The organism is Mycoplasmopsis cricetuli ATCC 35279 (genome assembly GCF_000526955.1).
In the GTDB taxonomy this organism is placed as follows: Bacteria; Bacillota_I; Bacilli_A; order Mycoplasmatales; family Metamycoplasmataceae; genus Mycoplasmopsis; species Mycoplasmopsis cricetuli.
Genome location: NZ_JAHB01000001.1, coordinates 160,239 through 178,003, shown reverse-complemented (window position 1 = coordinate 178,003; position 17,765 = coordinate 160,239). Strand labels below are relative to the sequence as shown.

Here is a 17,765-nt window from a genome sequence, read left to right as displayed (position 1 = left end):
TACTGATAAATTTATTTCAACAGGTTTTGATACTTTTAATGATCCTGTGCTTAATCGATATGAATCAGTTGAAACAAATTGTATTTCTGAATCGCCTTCACTACTAATATTTATGCATTTGTGTTTTAATGCATTTAAACGATCACTTGAAGTAACTGCAGAAATAGAAGAATTAATGATAACTTTTTCAAGTTCATAAGAATCTACTTCTGTTCTATTATCTTGATCATTAAAATCAACATAAGGATATTGTTCAGAACTTATTTTAGTTAATGTAAAATTTGTTGTATCTTCATAAATATTAATAACAGAATCTGTTGAATTAAAAGTTATAGTTTTATTAAATTTTTTAATTATATTTTTTAATATATTCGCATTAATTAAAAATTTTCCTGATTCTTCTACTTTTATATTTAATTCATCAATTTTAATTTCTTTTTTAGCTGAAATCATTGAAGATTGAGCTGTTATAGTTAAATGTGTTGAATTTAATTTAAAAAACAAACATCTAAATGGAGTAAAAGAATCAGCTGAGTCTACATAATTACTTAAAAATTCAATTATATTTTCTATTTTATTTTTTTTAATTGTAAATTTCATAAATACTCCTTATAAAAAATAATATTAAGTATTGTTAATTTGTGGAAAAATCTTAAAAAACATTTTTTTACTAAAAAAATAAACTAAAAAAAACTTTTTTGTATTTTTTAAATTGTTTATAAAATGTGTTTAATTATTTTCGATTTGCCTTTTTAAAACTTCAAATGCTTTTTTTATTGAAACTTCATTTGAACAATTTTTGAATTTTTCAATTGCATTTAAAATTGTTGAGTGATCTTTTTTAAATATTTTTCCTATTTGAGTTGATGGATAGTTTAAAATTACATTTATCAAATTAATTCCCATGTGCCTAGCTATTACAATTTGTTTATTTCTGCTTTTACCAGTCATTTCTGTAGTTGAAATTTTATAATATTTAGAAACAGCCTCTAAAATAATTTCAGGAGTTATTTTTTTATCAGGAGCAACAAAATCCTTAAAAATATTTTTAACAACATTATAAACATAATCACTGTTGACAATTTCTTTTTTATAAAAACTTAATCTTTTTACTGCTCCACTTAAATCTCTAATTGATGAAGAATGACCTTTAATTATTCAATCCACACTTTTTCTATCTAACATATTTATTTCAATTTTTGTTTCTCTAGTAAGCAAATGAGAAAATATTTTTTCTAAATCTTCTTTATTAGGTTTTTGAATTTTAGTTTGAAAACCAGAACGAAGTCTTGTTATAAAACGTTCTTCAAACATATTAACTAAATCTTTTACCTCATGTTCAGAAGCAAAAATAGTTAGTTTATTAAGAGAAATTCTTTTATCAATAATACTAAAAAGAAAATTTTTAGTTGCTATTTTCTTCCCTTCAGCAAAAATATGAAAGTCATCAAAAACAAGAAGATCCAAATTTGAAAAATGTTTTAAAACTGAACTTGTATTAACAGGATTATTTTCTTTAATTAAGTTTGAAATATAAGTTGTAAAATTATATGGACTAACATAAAAAGTTGTTTTGTTGTTTTTTCTATATTCTTTGATTAAAGCATGTAATAAATGAGTTTTACCTAATCCTGATTTACCTGAAAGATAAACAACACTTAAATCATCATCATTATCATTATTTTCTAAAATTTTTTCAAAAATTTTAATTGGTTCTTGATTAAATTCAGATTGAATATAGTTTGCAAAAGAAAAATTTTCATTAATTTTTTCATTTTGAATTTGGGATTTAATTGTTTCTTTAATTTTTTTCTGAGTTACTTTTTGCTCTTTTATTTTAGATTTGTATTCTTCTAAATCTATATTAATAAATTTTCAAACATATTCATCTGATTTTATTATATCTTTTACAGCTATATTTAAGGGTTCTCTTATTTCTTTTTCATATTTAAGTAAAAAATCATCATTAATTTTAGGGTTATAAAAAATAATTTCTTTTTTTTCACATTTTATAACACTCATATCTTGAAAAAATATTGTAAAAACAAAATTATCAACTTTATTTCCTATATATTCTTTAAATTGAGAAGTAAGTACACTTAGTCTTCTGTTTTCATGCAATAAATCTTCTTTTAAATTCTGTTTCATAACAATAAATTTTAAATCTTTTTTAAAATCATTTTTTATTTTTAAAAATTTTAAGAAAAAAAATAAGTTATCCACAATTTTATCCACAACTTTTATGCCTATTTTTATGTAAAAAAACTAATTTATTAACCTTTATTATGTTAATGTGAATAACTATATGGATAAATATGTTAATATCTTATTATTTAATATTAAAAAAATGATTTTTTGTTTTTTAATTAACTAAAAAATAATTTAAAAAAATGATACACCAGGATATAGTTTTAATGTATAATAATCTCACACATGTTTTAAAAGTGTAACATTTTGAAATTAAAAAATATTTTTGACTCAAGATAAGAAAGGAAAAAATGCCAACAACAAATCAATTGGTTACTAATGGACGTGAATCTAAGATTAAAAAGCAAAATGCACCTGCTTTAAGTCTAAGTTATAACTCATTAATTAAAAAGGCTAAAAAAATGGCTTCACCATTCAAACGTGGTGTATGCACCCGTGTTGCTACAATGACACCTAAAAAACCTAACTCAGCTTTACGTAAATATGCTCGTGTTAAATTATCAAATGGTATGGAAGTTACAGCTTACATCCCAGGAGAAGGGCATAATCTTCAAGAACACTCTGTTGTATTAATTCGTGGAGGACGTGTTAAAGATTTACCAGGGGTTAGATATCATATTGTTCGTGGAACTCAAGATGCTGCTGGTGTTGCAAAACGTCAACAAGGTCGAAGTTTATATGGAACTAAAAAAGAAAAAACTAAACAATAATAAACTTTATAAAATATAAAACAATTAAATAGGAGAAAATATGTCAAGAAAGAAAAGCGCATCTATCCGTGAAGTATTAGCTGATCCAGTATTTAATTCAGTAATTGTTACTAAATTAATTAATACAATAATGCTTGATGGTAAAAAATCAATTGCACAAGATATTTTATATTCTGCATTTGAAATTGTTAAAGAAAAAACACAAAAAGATCCAATGGAAGTATTTTTACAGGCAGTTGAAAATGTTACTCCACAACTTGAAATTAGAACTAGAAGAATCGGTGGAACTAACTATCAAGTACCAACAGAGGTTTCTCCTCGTAGAAAAAAAACTCTTGCACTTAGATGACTTGTAAATTATGCTCGTTTAAGAAATGAAAAAACTATGGAAATTCGTTTAGCAAATGAAATTATTGATGCATCAAATAAAACTGGTGGAGCTATTAAAAAACGTGAAGATACTCATAAAATGGCTGAAGCTAATCGTGCATTTGCACATTTTAGATGATAAATATATTTAAATTTGATTAGGAAAATTTATGGCTAGAGATTATGAATTAAAAGATTACCGTAATATTGGTATTATGGCTCACATTGATGCAGGAAAAACAACCACAACAGAAAGAATTTTGTTTCATACAGGTAAAATTCATAAAATTGGTGAAACACATGATGGTGCTTCACAAATGGATTGAATGGCGCAAGAACAAGAACGTGGTATTACTATCACATCAGCTGCTACAACAGCTTTTTGAAAAGGGAAAAGAATCAATGTTATTGATACTCCTGGACATGTTGATTTCACAGTTGAAGTAGAACGTTCACTTAGAGTTTTAGATGGAGCAGTTGCTGTCTTAGATGCACAATCAGGTGTTGAACCTCAAACCGAAACAGTTTGAAGACAAGCAACAAACTATAAAGTTCCAAGAATTGTTTATGTTAATAAAATGGACAAAGCTGGTGCAGATTTTGCAGCTTCAGTAGAGTCAGTTAAAACTAGACTTGGTGGAAATGCAGTTGCAATTCAATGACCAATTGGAGCCGAAGCTGATTTTAATGGGATTATTGATTTAGTTACATTAAAAGCTTTCACATATAATGGAGAACCACAAGAAGAAGAATTTGAAATTGAAATTCCTACTGATTTAGTTGAAATTGCTAAAATAAAAAGACAAGAATTACTAGAAGCTGTTGCAAATTTTGATGAAGATTTAATGATGGTTGTTTTAGAAGGACAAGATATTGATGAAACAACTTTTAAAGAAGCTATTCGTAAGGCTACTTTAACTTCTGAATTTTTCCCTGTTGTTTGTGGTACATCATTTAAAAATAAAGGTGTTAAAAAAATGATTGATGCAGTTGTTGATTATTTACCTTCACCTCTTGATATTCCAGCAATTAAAGCATTAGATGGTGATAAAGAAGTTGAAGTTGCAGCAACTGATGATGGAGATTTTGCAGCTCTTGCATTTAAAGTTATGACTGACCCATTTGTTGGAACTCTTACTTTTTTCCGTGTTTATAGAGGTGTTTTAAATAAGGGTAGTTATGTATATAATTCTGTAAAAGAACAAAAAGAACGTATTGGACGTATTTTACAAATGCATGCCAATAATAGAGTAGAAATTGATGAATGTCGCGCTGGAGATATTGCAGCAGCAGTTGGACTTAAATCAACAACTACAGGAGATACTTTAATTTCAGAGAAAGCAACTAGAATTGTTTTAGAAAAAATGGTATTCCCTGAACCTGTTATTTCTCAGGCACTTGAACCAGATTCAAAAGCAGCAACTGAAAAATTATCTTTAGGTCTTCAAAAATTAGCTTCAGAAGACCCAACATTTAGAACTTATACCGATGAAGAAACAGGTCAAACCATTATTGCTGGAATGGGAGAATTACATCTTGATATTATTGTTGATCGTTTAAGAAGAGAATTTGGTGTTCAAGTGAAAGTAGGAGCGCCTCAAGTTTCATATCGTGAAACAATTACTAAAACAGCAGAAGTTGAAGGAAAACATATCAAACAGTCAGGTGGAAAAGGTCAATATGGACACGTGTGACTTAAATTTGAACCTAATCCTGATGGAGGTTTTGAATTTGTAGATAAAATTGTTGGTGGAAAAATCCCTAAAGAATATATTAAACCAATTCAAAAAGGTCTTGAAGATAAAATGGCTGCTGGTATTTTAGCAGGATATCAAATGATTGATATTAAAGCAACATTGTTTGATGGATCATATCATGATGTTGATTCTTCTGAAATGGCATATAAAATTGCAGCTTCTAAAGCTCTTACAAAAGCAAAGGATGCAATTGGAACCGTGTTACTAGAACCAATTATGGATGTAGCTGTAGTTGTTCCTAGTGATCATATTGGTGATGTTATTGGTGATCTTTCAAGAAGAAGAGGACTTGTTAATGATCAAGAACAAAGAAATGATGGAGCAACAATTGTTCGTGCAGCAGTTCCACTTTCTGAAATGTTTGGATATTCAACAGAACTTAGATCTATGACAAGTGGACGTGGAACTTATCAAATGCAATTTGATCATTATGAAAAATGTCCTAAAAATATTGCTGATGAAATTATTAAAAAGAGAAATATTCAAAATAAGGATGATGAATAATAATTAAATTTATTAAATTATAAAAAACTATATTTTAATGAAATATAGTTTTTTCATTTTTTTTAAATTAAATATATAATTTTTACATGAAAAATTATTATAATTCAATTCAAAGTGAAATTTTAAACACTAAAAAATGATCAAAGTTAGTTATAATTATTTCAATATTAGAAATAATTTTAAATGTTTTAGTTATTATTTTTGCTATAGTTTCAGTAGCAACAGCTGTACATGCAGCATTTGATGGTGCAGTATTTAGTGCTATAGCTGGAATAGTTGGAATAGGTGCGGCGATTATTGTGTTTTTAGTTTTATTAATTGTTCTTACTATTACAAAACTTATTTTTTCAATTTTATTAATTGTAGAATTAAAAAAAGTTGAAGGCAAACTATCTGCAGCGCCAATTTTAATTATTGTTGGATTGTCATTAGGTTTAATTTCAATAATTTTGTCTTTTGTTGTTCCATTTATAGGATTTTTAGGTTTAATGGGTTTTGTTTTAGTTTTAGTTGGAGCAATTATGGCAAAAAATATTGCTAATTCTATTAGTTATGCTACCATTAAAAAAAATACAGAGGAGATAATTTAATTTAATATTTTTTAATATAACTTTAAGTGAAAAACTTAAAGTTTTTTTTTTTTTTTTTTATTTATTTTTTTATTTACACACACACACACATATATATATATATATATTATTTTTATTTATAAAGTATAGTATAATTTATAAGTATTAACGAGGGTGCTTTTTAAAAGCTGAGAAATACCTAAACTGATCAAGGTAATGCTTGCGTAGTTAAGTTAAATTTATCTGAACAAAAAAGTAAAAGTATTTTAAAAAGCACCTCTAAATTAGGGGTTTTTTAATGAAAAAAAGAAATTTATTTTGAAAGAAAATAATAACACTATTTCCTTTATTATCAATTGGAGTTTTAAGTGTAAAATCATGTCAAACACAAACAATTAATTGAGATGCAAATTTAACTATTATTGCTCCAGTTCCAAATAACAATTTTACTGAAGAAGAAAAGCTTAAATGAGAAAAATTAGTAAGTAAAAAATTTAATGAATTAAAAAATAACAATAATTTAACTAAAAATTATCAGGATGTAAAAATTAATCTCAAATTTGTTGAAAAAACATCAAATGAATATCAAAATGTTGAATCAGGAAATTTAAATAATGATTTTATTGTTTTATCTTTTTCAGACATAATAAATAAACCAAAAGAAGATCTCTTATTACCAGTAGTTCAAACAGAAACATTAAAATTTTTATGATCTCCAAATGAAGAAATATATTTAGATAATTCTTTATATTCTGAAAAAATGCTTAAATTAGCAGAAAAAGCAAATGAAATACAACTTGAAAATACTAAAATAGGATCATATCCTAAAGATTGAGTTGATAAAAAAGATTTTTTAAAATGAGATGGATCAAAATTTAGCTATTTTTATCAAGACCCTTCAAAAGAAACTTCTTATACTGATAGCTTTTTTGGAGCAATATTAATTTCAGGAACAAAAAAACAAAGAGATGAAATAAAAAAAGCTTGAATTGATAAAGATTGAGAAAAATTTAAAAAATTCGGAATTGCATTTAAAAAGTCAACATCAATTTCAAAATTTATAGTTCAAGCAAAATTAATTGCAAAAAATTTTAATTTATCATATAAAGAAATTGTTGATTATTTAAAAAATACAAATAACAAAAATTTAGTTTTATTAGGAAAAAGTGTAGAAAATATTATAGGAAATTCTACTTCAGAAAATAAAAAATATAATATTGTTTTTTCAGATGATGGTGTTTTTAATTGAACTTATCCACTTATAAAAGAAGATGATTTAAAATCAGGTTATAATTTTAAACCAGAAAATTATCCAGATGAGCAAGTTAGATATTTAACTTTAGCAGGACCTATTTTTTATAATGTAATTTTAGCTAGAAAAAATATTGATGAAAATCAAAAAAAATTTTTAGCACAAAGTTTATCAGAACTTAAATATGAAGAAAATACTTATGGAATTTATAGTGGATTTAATAAGTTTAAGTTAATTGATAAAGATGAATTTGAAAAAAAATATGATATCCAGAAAGAATTAATTAATTAATTAGTGAATGAAAAATATTATAGTTTTTGAAAATGTTAATATTTCATATGATAAAAACTTAATTTTTGATAATTTAAATTTACAAATTCCAAAAGAAAAAATGATTGCTATTATTGGAAAATCCGGATCAGGAAAAACCACTCTATTAACTTCAATTATAGATAATGAAAAAGTATCTAATGGAAAAATATTTTTTAATAAAGAAATTATTAGTGATAAATTAAAAAAAAATTTAAACAAAGATATTGCTTTTTTATCTCAAAATACAAACTTAATAGAATCTGATTCAGTGTATAATAGCATTGTTAGATCTAACATTAAGTATAAAAATTTTTGATATAAAATGTTTTCAATATTAACTAATGAACAAGAAAAATTGATATTTTTTTATTTAAAAAAATTAAATATCTTAAATAAAATTTTTACTAGAACAGATGAACTTAGTGGAGGTGAAAAACAAAGAGTCGAAATAGCTAAAATTTTGATGAAAAAAAGTAAAATTATTTTAGCTGATGAACCTACCTCTAGTTTAGATTATTCATCATCAAAAGAAGTGATTAAATTATTAAAATGATTAAATAATGAATATAATTTATCAATTTTAGTTATTATGCATGATTTACAATTAGCTTTTAAAAACTTTGATTATTTTTTAGTTGTAAAAGATAAAACAGTAAAACTAATTGAAAATAAAAATTTAACTTTTGATCAAGTAAAGGAATTAATTTAAATTGAATAAAGAAAATATAAAAATTAAAAAAACATGACTATTTTTATCAATCGAAGGACACAAAAAACAAAGAATATTAAATCCAAAATTTAAAAAATTTTTATGATTTTTAATTTTTATTATTTCAATTAGTTTGTTTTTAAGTTTAGATTTTAAAGTTAATAAAAGTGGAATTGAAATTTTTTTAAAAAATCTAAAAAAAATTTTAAGTTTTACAAATTTTAGCAAAACAGATGGTGTTGAAAAAAATTTGTGAAGTGAAAGCTTTAAATTACTATTTATTAGTATAAAAACAGCTATTACTGGAACTTTTTTAGGTTTTATTTTAAGTTTAATTAGTTCATTTGTAACTAATTCAAAATTTAATAATAAATATTGAAGTTTTATAAATAGAATATTAGCTCTTTTTTTAAGATCAATTCCTGAAATTTTTATAATCACATTATTTAATGAATCATTAAACTCTCAATTAGCTATTTTAATGGTATATTTTTGATTTACATGATTGTGACTTCATAAATATTTTTTAGAAATACTTCAAAGTGTAGATACAAAATATTATTACTTATCAATTAAATTAGGAAATAGTAAATTTTATGCTTTTTTTAAAGAAATATGACCTAGAATTAATAATAAATTTATTAGTTTATTTTTATATTCTCTTGAGTCGAATATTCGATGATCAGCATTACTTTCAGCAATGGGTTTGATTGGAATTGGAACTTTGATTTCAGAAGGAAAAGAAAATGCTAATTTTTTAGGAATTCCTTTATTTATTTTAATTTTATTTATTATATTAATAGAAATTTTCAATATTTTAATTAATAAATTTTTATTAAAAGATATATCAAAAAAATTTAATGAAAATCATATAACAAGAAAAAAAATTTTTTGAATTACTAAAAAAAGAAAATTATTTATTTTATTTTTATTTATATTGATTGCTATTTTTTCCCTTTATTGAATTATCAATACTAGCAGCGAAATTATTCAATTTGATTTTTACAAAAATTATATTAAAAGTTTTTTTAATCCAAATTTTTCTATTTTATCTTTCAAAAGTTTTAGTGTTGAAAAAAATTTAATTTTACAAATTTTACAAACTTATTTAAATGCTTTTATTGTTTTTATTATATTGATTGCAATTACTATTTTTTTACTTTATTTTTTAGTGGATTTTAATAATTCTAAATATATAAGATTTTTAATTAAGATATTTTTAATTTTGTTTAGAGTTACTCCAGTAACAATTGTATATTATGTTTTGAGCCCGCTTTTTATGACATCTATTACGCCAATTTTAATTGCTTTGGGAATTCATTATTCTGGGTCTATTTTAAAGCAGTTAAATGAAACAATTAATAAAATTGAAATGAGCACACTTTATAATTTAAAGTTAAATGGTTGATCAAAAAGAAAAATTTATTTTAATTATTTGTTACCAAAAATTAAAATTGAATTAATTGCAATTTTAGTAGTTTACTTTGAAATATGTTTTAGAGCAATTATTTTATATAGTTTTTTTTCACAACATGATTTTCTTTTAGGTGGCAATATGTATAGATATTTAAATTTTAAAACAAATTCGCTATCTGAAGCATTTGCATATATGTGAATTATTATTATAAATATTTTGATAATTAATTTTATTGGTTGATTTATAACAAAAAAAATAAATAGAAAAATGCATATTTAATACTATGCATTTTTTTAAAATAAAGTCATTTGGTCAGTTTCATTTAGTTCATCTAAAATTTTTAATTCATTAAAAGTATTAAATAAAGTTTTATTAACTGAACTACGTCGTAAAAAATCTTCTTTGGAACGAAAAGGCCTTTCATTTCGTGCTTGAATTATTTTTTTTGCAACAGCTTCTCCTAATCCTTTAATAGCAGTAAATGGAGGAATTAGTGAATTATTTTTGTAATCAATAATTCATTCAATTTCATGAGATTTTTTTAAATCAATATTTGAAATAGAAATACCTCTAGCATACATTTCTCTTGTAATTTCAAGGGTGATTAAAAGTTCTTTGTCTTTGGCTTTTTTATCATTTAACAATTGAATTTCTTTAATTTTTTTATTAATTTTTTCACCACCAAAATCATTAATTAAAGTTTCAAGTTCAAACTCACTAACTCTAGTGCTTAGAAAAGTAGCATAATATTCAATTGGATAATAAAGTTTAAATCAAGCAATAATTCAAGCCATGATAACATAAGCTGCAGCATGAGCTTTTGGGAACATATATTTAATTTTTTTCATACTTTCAATATATCAAGAAGGAATTTTGTTTTTAAGTAAAAATTCTTCTTCTTCAGATGTTATACCTTGACCTTTACGAACTTTTTCCATTATTTTAAAAGCATATAAAGGATCAATTTTTTTATCCACTAAATATATTAACATATCATCACGACATGAAATAACATCTTTAATTTTTAAGCCATTATTTTTAATTAATGTTTGAGCGTTGTTGGCTCAAACGTCTTCTCCGTGTGATAATCCACAAAGAGAAATTAAATCAGCAAAAGTTTGTGGTTGAGCTTCAGCTAACATTTTACGAACAAAATTAGTTCCAAATTCAGGTATTCCTAATGCACCAGTTTGTTCACCACCAATTTGTTCTGGTTTAATTTTAAGTTCTTTTGTAGAACTAAAAAGCGACATAACTCTTTTATCTTTTCTTGGTATGTCTTTTCAAGCATTAACATTAGTTAAACGCTCTAACATACGCACAGCTGTAGGGTTGACATGGCCTAAGATATCTAATTTTAAAATATTATCATGTAAAAATTTGTAGTCAAAATGAGTTGTTTTTCAGTCAATTGTATTATCACCAGCTGGATAATTAACTGGAGTAAAATATTCAACTTCAAATTCTTCTGGAATAATAATAATTCCACCAGCATGTTTACCAGTTGTTCGTTTAACTCCAACAACTTTGTTAGCTAAAAAAGTTAAAAAAGCAGGTGAGTATCCAAAATTGTATTCTTCATCAACTTTTTTCACAAAGGCATAAGCTGTTTTATCTTTGATTTTTAAAATAGTTCCAGCTCTAAAAATATTTTTTTCTCCAAAAATTCTTTTAACTTCATTGTGAATTTCTAATTGAAATTCACCTGAAAAATTTAAATCAATATCAGGAACTTTATCCGCATTAAAACCAAGAAAAGTTTCAAATGGGATATTGTGGCCATCTTTTAACATGATATTTTGACATTTAGGGCATGCTTTATCATCTAAATCAAATCCAGAAGTAATTTCATTATCTTGATTTAGTTCAAAATATTTACATTTAGAACAATTATAATGCGGTGGTAAAGGATTAACTTCTGAAATATTAGCTAAATTTGCTACTAAAGAAGACCCAATGCTACCACGACTACCAACAATATAACCACTATCTATACTTTTTTTAACTAATATATGAGAAATTCAATAAATAACATCAAATCCATGATTAATGATAGGGTTTAATTCTGATTCAATTCTATTTTTAATTAATTCAGGTAAAACATCACCATATTTATTATGTGCATTTTTATAAACTAAATCATAAAGTTTTCTGCTTGAATTGTCAAATTTAGGGGTGTAAAGATCTTTTTTTACAATCTCAATATTATCTTCAATTAAATTAAAAATTTCAAGAGGATTATTAATGACAATATCTTCAATTAATTGGGTATCTTTTAAAAAAGCAAATTCTTTCAACATTTCATCAGTTGTTAAAAAATGCAAATCAGGCAATTTGAAAGTATTATTTTTTATTTTACGACGATCAAATAAAAAGTGAGAAGTATTACCCACTCCTTTGGAATATACTAAAATTTTATAAAAAGCTTGATCTTCTTGATTTGCATATCTTGCATCTGACACTGCTACAACTTTTTTATTTTTTTTAAGAGCATCATAAATTATTTTTTTTAGAATTTCATAAATATCATTTAATGAAAAATCGTTTTCACCAACTAAATTTAAAAGAGATTTGGGTTGTGGTATTTCAATATAATCAAATAAGTCCATAAGTTTTTGTTGTGAATATTTTGATCGATACATATAAGAGTATAGCAAAGGACTTCTTATTCCGCCTGAACCAACTAGTAAATTAGGAGATTTTGGTAGATCCTCATAAAATAACTTTGGAGTTTTAAAAACTCTTTCTGTTAAAGTTAAACTAACTAATTTAAAAAGTTCATTGATTCCTTTTTGATTTTTAGCAAGAACACTAATTTGAAAATCAGAACGTTTTTTGTTGTAAAAATTTTCAGTAATAATTTTTGACAAATCAATAGTAGTAAAAATATTTAAATTTTTAAATTTATTTAAAAATTGAATTCAAATTTTACCTAAAACTTCAGCATCATAATCAGCTCTGTGAGCTGCTATTTCATTGTATTCAACTGATAAATAAAATGCAGTATCACCTAAACTGTGTTTTGAACGTTCATCAAAAATTAATCTAGAAACAGCAAGTGTATCAATAAATGTACATTGTAAAGCAGGAAGATTATATTTTTGAAATTTTTCAAAAATATGACTCATATCAAAATCAGCATTATGCGCAATTGCAACTCTACCTTTTAGAATTTGATAAATTTTTTCAATTCCTTCTTGCTGATTTATTCCATCATTTTGAAGCATTTCATCTGTTATTGATGTTAATTCTTTTGTAAATTGACTTAAAGGTTTATGAGCTTTAAGAAAAAATTGATGTTTTTCAATAATTTTTTTATTTTTAATAACAACAGCACCAAATTCAATAATATCTGCTATCATTGGGGATAAATTAGTTGTTTCAAGGTCAAAAGCAACATATTCAATATCATCCAAAATTAAATTATCAAATTCATTTAAAAATATTTTGTTGTTTTGCTCTATAACACTAAATGATGATCCATAAATTGGTTTAATATTAGCTTTTTTAGCTGCACTTGAAAAATTATGAAATTCTTGAATTCCATCAGAATCAAGCAACGCAACCGCCTTATGACCAAAATCAGAAGCCATTTTAACAAGTTGTTGAGCTGACATTAATCCATCCATAGTATTCATTTGGCTTTTGGCATTTAATTCAATTCTTTTTTTAGGTGCTAAATCTTCTCTTAAATCATTAGGAGAATTAATTTTTTCTATTTTATCTGCTTTAATAATTTTTTGAGTACTTTTAAATTTATTTTCAACAATTCCTGAAATTTGAACATAATCATCAATATCAAAAATATCACTACCTGAAAGCTTATTTTTAGAAAAAAAAGAAATTTCAATAGCATCTTTAAAATCACTAATTCAATATTTATAAATAAAAAATTGTTTACGATTAATAAAATCAGTTTTAAAAATAACCCCATCACAACTAATTGCAAATTTTTCAGGAATTTCATCTAGTGAATTAATTTCACTAATAGAAATTTTTTGAAAATTTTTTGAAGTTTTATATTTATTATATTTAGCTTCTGAAACACTTGCTTTAAATTTATCTTCAAAATTATTAAATTCATTAAATGAAAAATCAAAATTACTAATATCTTTTTCAGGAATATTTTCAATACTATGAAAATCTAAATCAAATTCTATTTTAGTAAGACCTAAAATTTTAAATTGATTTTGAAGAAATTCAATCATTGATTGCAAAAATTCAAATTCATCTTTATTAGTATAAGAAAAAGTTCATTTTCTATTATCTATATTATTGTAAAGAGTTTTACCTTGTTTATAAAATTCACCTTTTAAAAAATAATTAGAATTATGAAGTAAAAAATAACAAATGTATTCTTTAATTAAATTATCTTCAGGATAATAAGAATCAATATGATAAGAAACATTTATTTTAATAGGCTTGTATTCAATTAGTTTATTATTTAATTTTACAAAATCAGAAATAATAGGAAGCGTTTTAAAACAAATAGTAAAAGAAAAAGAATTATTTTTTTCATCATATAATACTTCATTTTCAAAAAAATAAGCATCCTTAATTGAATCTAAATTTTCAAGATTAATATTTGTAACAAAATTATGAAATGAAATATCACTATAAAATTTCTTTAAAGACATTACTTTCTCCTTTTTTATACAAAATTTAAAGCTATTAATGAAAAAATAAAATAAACAACACTAATACTATCTAATCTATCTAAAAAACCACCATGTCCTTTAAAAATTTTTGAAAAATCTTTAATTCCAGTTCACCTTTTAATCATTGAAAATAATAAATCACCAATAGTAGCAATAAAAGGAATAGTAAAAGTAAACAATATTATTGAAATTTTTGTTTGAAAAGTATTCTTTTCTTCCAAACCAAATAAAATATTAAATCAACTAAATGAATCTACTTTTGAATAAGAATCAATAAAGTGTGAGCATATAATAAAAATAAAAGCAGCAAAAATTGAAAAAATAACACTTCCTAATAGTCCACGTCATGTTTTATTTGGACTAATTCCTGGTGCTATTTTTTGAGGTAAAAAAGTTTTAGGTAGAAAATTACCAGCTAAATAACCTCCAGTATCTGAACAAGAAGTAATTAATACAATTCCAATATTGTATATTAAACCACTTTTTTGAGTATTTAAAAAAATGAAAGTTTTTCAAAAAATAGTTAAAATAAATATAAAAACACCAAAAACAACGGCTTTTAAAAATAAGTATTTGTAATTAATATTTTTTATAGTAATTAATCTAATTAAAATAAAAATACAAATATCAAATAAAATTAATAAATACAAAAATATATCACTATATAAAAGATTAAATAATTTTTCATATGAAAAATTATTTAATTTAATTTGATAAAAAAGAAATCTAAAATAATCAGGCCCTAAAAATAAATTTACACAAATAATGAGCGTTAGTAAAAATGAATATATTTTATATTCAACAAAAGCCTTTGAAAGTTCATAGAAAGCTAGGAAAGCTAAAATAAAATAAATTAAAATAGAAACAATTCTTATTGAAAGAAAACTGTAACTTGATCAATTTTGAGCATTAAAAAAACTTAAACGAAAAACAATTAAAACAAAAATAAAACAAAATGCTAACAAAAAAGTAGGAATTAAACGATTTTTCAAAAAATCTGAATTTTTAAAATTATTCATAATTTCTATTGTATATTTTTAAATTAGTTATTTTTTAAATAAATTATTTTTCTTTTTATATTCAAAATTGAAAACAGCATTTTCAAGCAAATTATAAAAAGGAATATCATCAAAAGGTTTAACTTCCTGAGCATTTACTCATAAAATAATTAGATAGTAAATAAATATTTTTTGTTGATATAAATATTCTTCCCAGTAATTTTCATATTGATTTAAAAAAATTTCTTCTTGCTTTTCAGAAAGATTGTTACTAGTAATAAAATATGCCAAATCAAAATGTTTATCTCCCATTGAAGCATATTCTCAATCAACAATTCATAGTTTATTGTTTTTGTCAAGCAAAATATTAGTTTGAAATAAATCATTATGAAGAGGACGATTGTTTTGACTGTGTGATAAAATTAAATTAATTCGCTTGTAATATTTGTTTAAAACTTCAATATTAATATTTTTATTTTTCAAAATTTTACGATATTCTTTAACACGCGCAGCATGATTAGTTTTTGGAAAATCTAGTTTTGAATCGTGCAGTTCTCTTAAATTATCTGCCATTTTCTTTAAAAGTGAATCATTAAATTGATATTGAATTGAATCAATTCAACGAAATTTAATAGTTTCATTTGAATTTTCTAATAATTCAGGAACAAAATTAAATTTTTTTAGAATCTCATAATTAATTTTATGATTAAATTTATTCTTTTTTTTATTTTGAATAAATTCATCTTTAAAATGATAAGACTCATTGGTATAACCTAAAGGAATTTTTTTCATTGATCTCCTTTTATTTTTTTTAGTTTAAATCTAAATTTATTTATATTTTTTAATTTTAAAAATGTATAATTTAAACTATACAATTAATATATTATATTTATTAATGAATTTTTGCAAAAAAATTTTTGAAAGGAAATTATGAAAATTGTAGTTGTTGGGGCAAATCATGCTGGAACTTCTTTTTTAAGAACTTTACAAACAGTAAATCCAAAAGATGATATTGTGGCCTATGATGCTAACACAAATACTTCATTCTTAGGGTGTGGTATTGCGCTTTGAGTTGGAGGTGAATTTACCTCACCAGAAGGACTTTTTTATTCTTCTCCAGAAATTTTAAAAAATGAATATGGAGTTAAATTAAAAACCTCACATAAAGTTATTAAAATAAATAGACAAGCAAAAGAATTGGTTGTTCAAAATTTAGAAACAAATGAAGAATTTGTTGATACTTATGATAAACTGGTTTTTGCAGGAGGAACATCAGTTATTGAACCCCCTTGTAAAGGTAGAGAATACAAAAATATTATGCTTTCCAAGCTATATCAGCATGCAGAAGAAATTGTTAATGCAGCAAATGATAAAAAAATTAAAAATGTTGTTGTTGTAGGAGCTGGATATATTGGTGTAGAGTTAGTTGAAGCTTTTCATTTAAAAGGAAAAAAAGTAACATTAATTGATCTTCAAAATAGAGTTATTCCAAATTACTTTGATCCTGAATTTACAGATGTAATGGAAAAAAGAATGATGGAAGCAGGTGTTAAATTACAACTTGGAGAGTCAGTTGTTGAATTTAAGTCAAAAGATGGAGAACATGTTTCATCAGTTGTAACTAATAAAGGTGAATATAAAGCTGAACTTGTTATTTTAGCAATTGGATTTAGACCTAGAACTGAACCTTTAACCGACGTAGAAAAATTACCAAATGGTGCAGTTAAAGTTGATGAATATCAACGTTCAATTAGTGATGAAAATATTTATGTAATTGGTGATTCAGCTGCAATGAAACATAAAGTTATTGGAGATTATGCACATGTGGCTCTTGCTACAAATGCTGTTAAAACAGGACTTGTTGCTGCATTACATATCGCTGGAATTAATGTGCCATTTGCTGGAGTTGTAGGAACAAATGCAATTAATGTTTTTAATTGTCATTATGCATCAACAGGACTTACAAAAATTGGTGCTGAAAGATTTGGGATCAAAAATGTAGCGGAAGAATATTTTATTGATAATGATCGCCCAGAATTTATGCAGGAACATGACAAAGTAGCATTTAAAATAACTTATGATAAAGACACAAAAAGATTACTTGGGGCACAAATTGGTTCATGAGGTAAATTTTATCATACAGAAGTAATTTTTATGTTTGCGCTTGCAATTCAAAAAGGTCTTACTCTTCCAGAAATAGCTTTAACTGATGTTTATTTCTTACCACATTTTAATAAACCATTTAATTTTTTCTTAGTACCTATGTTGAATGCATTAGGAATTAAGTATAAAAAATAGTTTT

13 protein-coding genes and 1 riboswitch are annotated in these 17,765 nt (G+C 23.9%); of the genes, 8 read left to right on the top strand and 5 right to left on the bottom strand.

Going from position 1 to position 17,765, the window contains the following annotated elements; all coding sequences use genetic code 4:
• On the bottom strand, positions 1-600 hold a 600-nt coding region (locus U744_RS0100935; RefSeq protein ID WP_025755244.1), incomplete at its 3' end, for a DNA polymerase III subunit beta.
• A 129-nt stretch (positions 601-729) separates the two neighbouring features.
• Positions 730-2,148, bottom strand: a complete 1,419-nt coding sequence (locus tag U744_RS0100930; protein WP_156921600.1) for a helix-turn-helix domain-containing protein — start codon at positions 2,146-2,148, stop codon at positions 730-732.
• Between the two features lie 350 nt (positions 2,149-2,498).
• On the opposite strand from U744_RS0100930, the gene rpsL reads away from it, so the two are divergent.
• The 7 genes from rpsL to U744_RS0100895 all read left to right on the top strand — a co-directional run bounded on the left by rpsL (position 2,499) and on the right by U744_RS0100895 (position 10,086).
• Positions 2,499-2,918, top strand: a complete 420-nt coding sequence (gene rpsL / locus U744_RS0100925; protein ID WP_025755242.1) for a 30S ribosomal protein S12 — start codon at positions 2,499-2,501, stop codon at positions 2,916-2,918.
• A 40-nt stretch (positions 2,919-2,958) separates the two neighbouring features.
• A complete protein-coding gene (gene rpsG / locus U744_RS0100920) occupies positions 2,959-3,429 on the top strand; it encodes a 30S ribosomal protein S7 (RefSeq protein ID WP_025755241.1) in 471 nt (156 codons plus the stop codon).
• 28 nt (positions 3,430-3,457) lie between these two features.
• Positions 3,458-5,548, top strand: coding sequence for an elongation factor G (fusA, locus tag U744_RS0100915; protein ID WP_025755240.1), 2,091 nt, complete (start codon positions 3,458-3,460; stop codon positions 5,546-5,548).
• A gap of 86 nt (positions 5,549-5,634) precedes the next feature.
• Complete coding sequence (locus U744_RS0100910) at positions 5,635-6,138, top strand: hypothetical protein (protein ID WP_025755239.1); 504 nt, start codon at positions 5,635-5,637, stop codon at positions 6,136-6,138.
• A 139-nt stretch (positions 6,139-6,277) separates the two neighbouring features.
• Positions 6,278-6,366, top strand: a riboswitch (TPP riboswitch).
• 49 nt (positions 6,367-6,415) lie between these two features.
• Positions 6,416-7,660 (top strand): ABC transporter thiamine pyrophosphate-binding lipoprotein p37/Cypl, encoded by a 1,245-nt coding sequence (gene cypl / locus U744_RS0100905; RefSeq protein ID WP_025755238.1) that lies wholly within the window; start codon positions 6,416-6,418, stop codon positions 7,658-7,660.
• 7 nt (positions 7,661-7,667) lie between these two features.
• The gene (locus U744_RS0100900; protein ID WP_025755237.1) at positions 7,668-8,390 is read left to right on the top strand and encodes an ATP-binding cassette domain-containing protein; all 723 of its coding nucleotides are present in this window, start codon (positions 7,668-7,670) and stop codon (positions 8,388-8,390) included.
• A gap of 1 nt (position 8,391) precedes the next feature.
• Positions 8,392-10,086 (top strand): ABC transporter permease subunit, encoded by a 1,695-nt coding sequence (locus tag U744_RS0100895; RefSeq protein ID WP_025755236.1) that lies wholly within the window; start codon positions 8,392-8,394, stop codon positions 10,084-10,086.
• Between the two features lie 14 nt (positions 10,087-10,100).
• On the opposite strand, the gene U744_RS0100890 is transcribed toward U744_RS0100895, so the two are convergent.
• Genes U744_RS0100890 through U744_RS0100880 form a run of 3 tightly spaced genes read right to left on the bottom strand, consistent with a single transcriptional unit; the run spans position 10,101 to position 16,255 of the window.
• Positions 10,101-14,444 carry a PolC-type DNA polymerase III gene (locus U744_RS0100890; protein ID WP_025755235.1) on the bottom strand — a complete coding sequence of 1,448 codons (4,344 nt, stop codon included), beginning with the start codon at positions 14,442-14,444 and terminating at the stop codon, positions 10,101-10,103.
• 14 nt (positions 14,445-14,458) lie between these two features.
• A complete protein-coding gene (locus tag U744_RS04480; RefSeq protein ID WP_025755234.1) occupies positions 14,459-15,484 on the bottom strand; it encodes a phosphatidate cytidylyltransferase in 1,026 nt (341 codons plus the stop codon).
• A 27-nt stretch (positions 15,485-15,511) separates the two neighbouring features.
• A complete protein-coding gene (locus tag U744_RS0100880) occupies positions 15,512-16,255 on the bottom strand; it encodes a phosphotransferase family protein (protein ID WP_025755233.1) in 744 nt (247 codons plus the stop codon).
• Between the two features lie 138 nt (positions 16,256-16,393).
• Between U744_RS0100880 and U744_RS0100875 the strand changes: the two genes are divergently transcribed.
• Entirely contained in the window at positions 16,394-17,761 is a 1,368-nt protein-coding gene (locus U744_RS0100875) for an FAD-dependent oxidoreductase (protein ID WP_025755232.1), read from the top strand.
• The last annotated feature ends 4 nt before the right edge of the window (positions 17,762-17,765 follow it).